The 4,046-nt window shown below is 44.7% G+C and carries 6 protein-coding genes; 1 reads left to right on the forward strand and 5 read right to left on the reverse strand.

Features of this window, described 5'->3' with window-relative positions:
* From petC to H6S82_RS21885, 3 genes are all read right to left on the reverse strand, one after another.
* Positions 1-526: cytochrome b6-f complex iron-sulfur subunit (gene petC / locus H6S82_RS21875; protein ID WP_191056696.1), on the reverse strand; the 526-nt coding region annotated here is incomplete at its 3' end.
* Positions 527-843: 317 nt separating this feature from the next.
* The gene (locus tag H6S82_RS21880; protein ID WP_190469886.1) at positions 844-1,668 is read right to left on the reverse strand and encodes an SDR family oxidoreductase; all 825 of its coding nucleotides are present in this window, start codon (positions 1,666-1,668) and stop codon (positions 844-846) included.
* Between the two features lie 18 nt (positions 1,669-1,686).
* Positions 1,687-2,172 carry a glutathione peroxidase gene (locus H6S82_RS21885; RefSeq protein ID WP_190469882.1) on the reverse strand — a complete coding sequence of 162 codons (486 nt, stop codon included), beginning with the start codon at positions 2,170-2,172 and terminating at the stop codon, positions 1,687-1,689.
* Between the two features lie 204 nt (positions 2,173-2,376).
* On the opposite strand from H6S82_RS21885, the gene H6S82_RS21890 reads away from it, so the two are divergent.
* A complete protein-coding gene (locus H6S82_RS21890) occupies positions 2,377-2,838 on the forward strand; it encodes a regulatory protein RecX (protein ID WP_190469879.1) in 462 nt (153 codons plus the stop codon).
* 338 nt (positions 2,839-3,176) lie between these two features.
* On the opposite strand, the gene H6S82_RS21895 is transcribed toward H6S82_RS21890, so the two are convergent.
* Together H6S82_RS21895 and H6S82_RS21900 are read right to left on the reverse strand one after the other, a co-directional pair.
* Entirely contained in the window at positions 3,177-3,674 is a 498-nt protein-coding gene (locus tag H6S82_RS21895) for a DUF4385 domain-containing protein (RefSeq protein WP_190469877.1), read from the reverse strand.
* Between the two features lie 14 nt (positions 3,675-3,688).
* Positions 3,689-4,046 (reverse strand): DUF2809 domain-containing protein (locus H6S82_RS21900; RefSeq protein WP_191056697.1); only part of this gene is annotated, 358 nt, incomplete at its 5' end.

Here is a 4,046-nt window from a genome sequence, read left to right on the forward strand (position 1 = left end):
ACCAAGGCGTTTCCCCAGTTCGGGGGTCTATTTCCGTCCAAGGAGATATCCAAATGCTATTGTCTTTCACAGCAACCCGAACCAATTTGAGAGGGAGAGGAGCTGGCCCTCTGACTACAGAACCATCAGAACTATAGCGCGAACCGTGGCAGGGACATTGAAATTGTCGATCGATTGCGTTCCAAGGAAAGGTGCAACCCAAATGAGTGCAGTTATTCACAATTCCCACGCTGTCGAGAGTGCCGTCAGGTTTAACAGTTAAGTAAGTGGGTTCCCCAGCTAACCCCGCAACTAAAGCGCGAGTGTCGGCAGGTTCTGCTAAAATTTGGCTGGCTGGAATCGCATTACCCAATATATCCTTAGCAAGGATAGCTCCACCTTCACCGCTTTCTACTGGTGGGATAAAGTATTTTCCTACAGGATAAAGTGCGGCGGAAGCAGTAGTGGCGATAACAGCACCAGTCATAAAATTGAGCAACTGGCGGCGAGACATTGAAGGACTTTCTACGGGAAAGCTGTTTTCCATTTTTTATGCTCCTGAATTTTTGATGGTTGTCTGAACGGATACCGAACAAGCGTCGATACTCAAAACCTCGAACAAAGTGCTTGAAGCAAGCACCAATGAGGTCATGTCTAAACCGACACAACAGCTTGTACTTTGGTGAATATTGAAAGTTGTGTTCTATGGGATGGCTAAGAGTAGGCAACCCCATAGAGCGTTTCCAGCTAGTTAGGAAAATTTACAGTGCTTATTTAAGCATATAACTATATAGTGAATTAGTCAATGAACGTGGAAGAATAACCTCCCCGTATCGGGGAGGGCGGCTTGACTTTCCGAACTTTCTAGAAAATCATCTGGGGTTGAATCAACTGATAACCCGCCGTTTTGAGCTTTTGATTCGACACCCGTGCGTTATAAGGGCGGGCGCTTTTCTGGGAAGCATCCCATGTAACTGGGGGTAAATTGTGCTGTGTAAACAAGCGATCGAGCAGTTCTCGACTGGGCAGATGTGCATCATCGACTAGGTTGTAAATACCTTGCAGTTGGTGCTTTCTGGCAAATTCGATCGCCCCTACAATATCATCGAGATGAATCCAATTTGTGATATCATCGCCATTACCCGGACGAGTTGTACCTGGGACTCGTCCAAATATCTTTAGCAGTTCCCTACCAGGCCCATAGATTCCGCCCAATCTGAGGATACAAACGCTCGTGTTTCGATCGGATGCAGATAGCAAAACTTGCTCAGTTTGAGCGAGAATTTCACCATTTTGATTGGCAGGTGCAAGGGGTGATGATTCATCTACCCATTCCCCACTTTTGTCACCGTAAACCGAATAACTCCCGGTATAAATAAGCTGACGCACAGTGGGAATTTCTTTGAGTGCGGAAACTATGGTTTTGGCGGTGTGCAGATAAGTTTCTTCATACAGGTTCGCGCTTTTAGCGCCAACGCTTAAAAGCACAACTTCCACATCTTGCAGCACCGATTTTAGATTCGCTGCATCATTACCGTTGACTACGGCAACTTTTTGGGCTACTTCTTCCAGTTTTGCCACTCGATCGGGAGTGGTTGTGGTTGCGGTGACAAATAAACCCAATTCTTGACGCCAGTAACGGGCTACAGCATAACCCACATAACCGCAACCAACGATCGCAACGCGCATGACTATTTTTGTCCTCTATTATTTGGCTAATTCCCGCTCAATTGCTGCGATCAATTCCGGTGCATCTGGCTTGACGCTGCTGCGGAAACGCGCTACTATTTCTCCTTGCTTGCTGACCAGGAATTTCTCAAAGTTCCAAGAAACATCTCCGGGTGGATTAACTGCTTTGGTGAGTCGATCGTAAAGCGGATGCTTTTTATCTCCAATAGCGTTAACTTTGTCGAACATTTCAAATGTGACGCCGTAATTTTTCGTGCAAAAGCTCATAATTTCGGCGTTGCTACCGGGTTCCTGCGCCCCAAAATCGTTACAGGGAAATCCCAGAATGCGTAGTCCGGATTGTTTGTATTTTTGGTTGAGGTTTTCCAGTCCCGCATATTGGGGTGTGTAGCCGCATTTAGAAGCGACATTGACTAAGAGCAGGACGTTTCCCGCGTAATCGCCGAGTTTCTTGTCGGTGCCGTCGATCGTCTTTACTGCTATGTCTGAGATTGTATTGTTCATTTTAGATATCCTCCTGGGGCATTTTACCACAGGTTAGTTAGGAGTTACGCAAAAGTCATAACTACTTTTTCAAAGTGGGATAAGCGGGGATTCGACGTATTTTTTAATATATAAAACCCGGATTTAGTGAGATTGTTATGTTAAATTAGGAAAGGGAGTGAGTCTCTACACAAGAAGTTTTGTCTAATAAAGAGAGTGCAAGAAATGAATTGCAACGAGTACTTTTTAAAACTTTTGTCCCGGCGAGATTACAGCGCTTACGAGCTGCACAGGAAAGGGAAAGAAAAGGGGTTTGATGAGAGTGCGATCGCAGATGCTATCCAGGAATTACAAGAAAAAGATTACCAGTCGGATACTCGCTTAGTCGTCAGCTTAATTGCTTCATCTCAAGGCAAATACGGGAAAGCCGCTATCAAGCGTAAATGCTTGGAAAAAGGAATTCCTAGTGATGTGTTTGAGCAAGTATGGCATTCCGAAGTCGAAGAAAAAGAAGATGGCAAAACGAGCGATTTGGCGCAGTTGAAAGCTAAAGCGATGCGGAAATACCACATTGATGATTTTCACAAAATCGATCCGAAAACTAAAGCGAAATTGCTCAATTATCTAAACTACAGAGGTTTTAATGGTTTTGACATTTTGCGGCAGTGGCAGCAGGAAGAGGTATAGCAAAAGTCACCCGATTTTGGATTTTGGATTTTGCGCGAAGTGGGCGTCTTGGCGGTTCCCGTCACGATGCCCACCTTCGCAAGAGAGGATTTTGGATTAGCTCCGCCTTAAAAGGACGGAGCTTGAAAGAAAAATTTTTTTGATGATTCCCCGTGAAATGGGAGGCTTGAAACCCCTTTTTTTCGGTCAAAAGTCAAAAGTCAAAAGTCAAAAGTCAAAATCAAATGCTTGCTGTGAATTGGATCTGGCGTTTTAGGATGCCCTAACCGCCCTGGCGGTTGTTATAAAACCGATTATCGCAGCGAATTTTGGATAATAACTTCCCCTGTCTTTAGTATTTAATCCGATTCGTGTATCTGTTTGTGTTTTTCTAGAAGCTGGAGATATTTCTCGTTTGTTTTTGCCTGCATCCATTTTTCTTTAAAGATTGCGGCTGACTCAGCTTTTACCGGATCGGGTTCATTTGGCAATAGGTTTTTTCTGGCTTGAAGTTGTGCGGCTGGGGAAGTTTCTTTTTGGGGGTTTTGCTTGTATTTTCGACCGCTTTTGTGATTCGCATATCGGCGCGATCGCGTATAACCCATCTGTAGAAATTTTCGCGCCATATCTGCGCCGACAAAATCATCTTTATCGAGATACTCTAAAAACATCTGGTAGATTTTGTCGGCAGATTCCCTAGCAAGCTCAGGTGTTTTGAATCGCCAGTGAGGCAGAATTTCTCCTTTGTACGGTTCTACCAAAAGTACTCCTTGCTCGCCTTTGCCAACTCGATAAAGTTCGGGGTCAGCGCGAAAGTCGATGTTTTTAAAGTCCAAGGTGTAATCAAATGGCTTCATCAGTTCGATCAAAATTAGTTGCTTCTGGGAGTGGATGGGTGATTTTTCGATCGCAGCACCTCCACTTTCAGTTTACGCACCCAGAGAAAACCCAGCATACATCCTATTGCATAAAACAGAAAATCTTCCCACACAAAAGAATAACCCAGAAACAGACGCCCAAACAAAGTGGCTCGGAGCGCTTGTAAAAACGGGGGTTTCCACAGCTGGAGAAATTCGATCGCACTATTAAAAATGAAAACCCCCAAAGCAGTCCAAACGGGGTCGGCTTGTGGCCAGACCAAAGTCAGCAGCAGAATCAAAAATATTTGGTATAAAAAATCTCCACAATAATTGTTAAGCCACTCCTGTCCCGGCCCAGAGTAGAATTCA

The organism is Planktothrix sp. FACHB-1355, assembly GCF_014748295.1.
Taxonomy (GTDB): domain Bacteria; phylum Cyanobacteriota; class Cyanobacteriia; order Cyanobacteriales; family Aerosakkonemataceae; genus Aerosakkonema; species Aerosakkonema funiforme_A.

Excerpts from the sequence above, each read along its gene's own strand:
- H6S82_RS21895 (WP_190469877.1), bottom strand. The coding sequence starts at position 3,674 with ATGAAGCCATTTGATTACACCTTGGACTTTAAAAACATCGACTTTCGC.
- H6S82_RS21880 (WP_190469886.1), bottom strand. The coding sequence starts at position 1,668 with ATGCGCGTTGCGATCGTTGGTTGCGGTTATGTGGGTTATGCTGTAGCC.
- H6S82_RS21890 (WP_190469879.1), top strand. The coding sequence starts at position 2,377 with ATGAATTGCAACGAGTACTTTTTAAAACTTTTGTCCCGGCGAGATTAC.
- H6S82_RS21885 (WP_190469882.1), bottom strand. The coding sequence starts at position 2,172 with ATGAACAATACAATCTCAGACATAGCAGTAAAGACGATCGACGGCACC.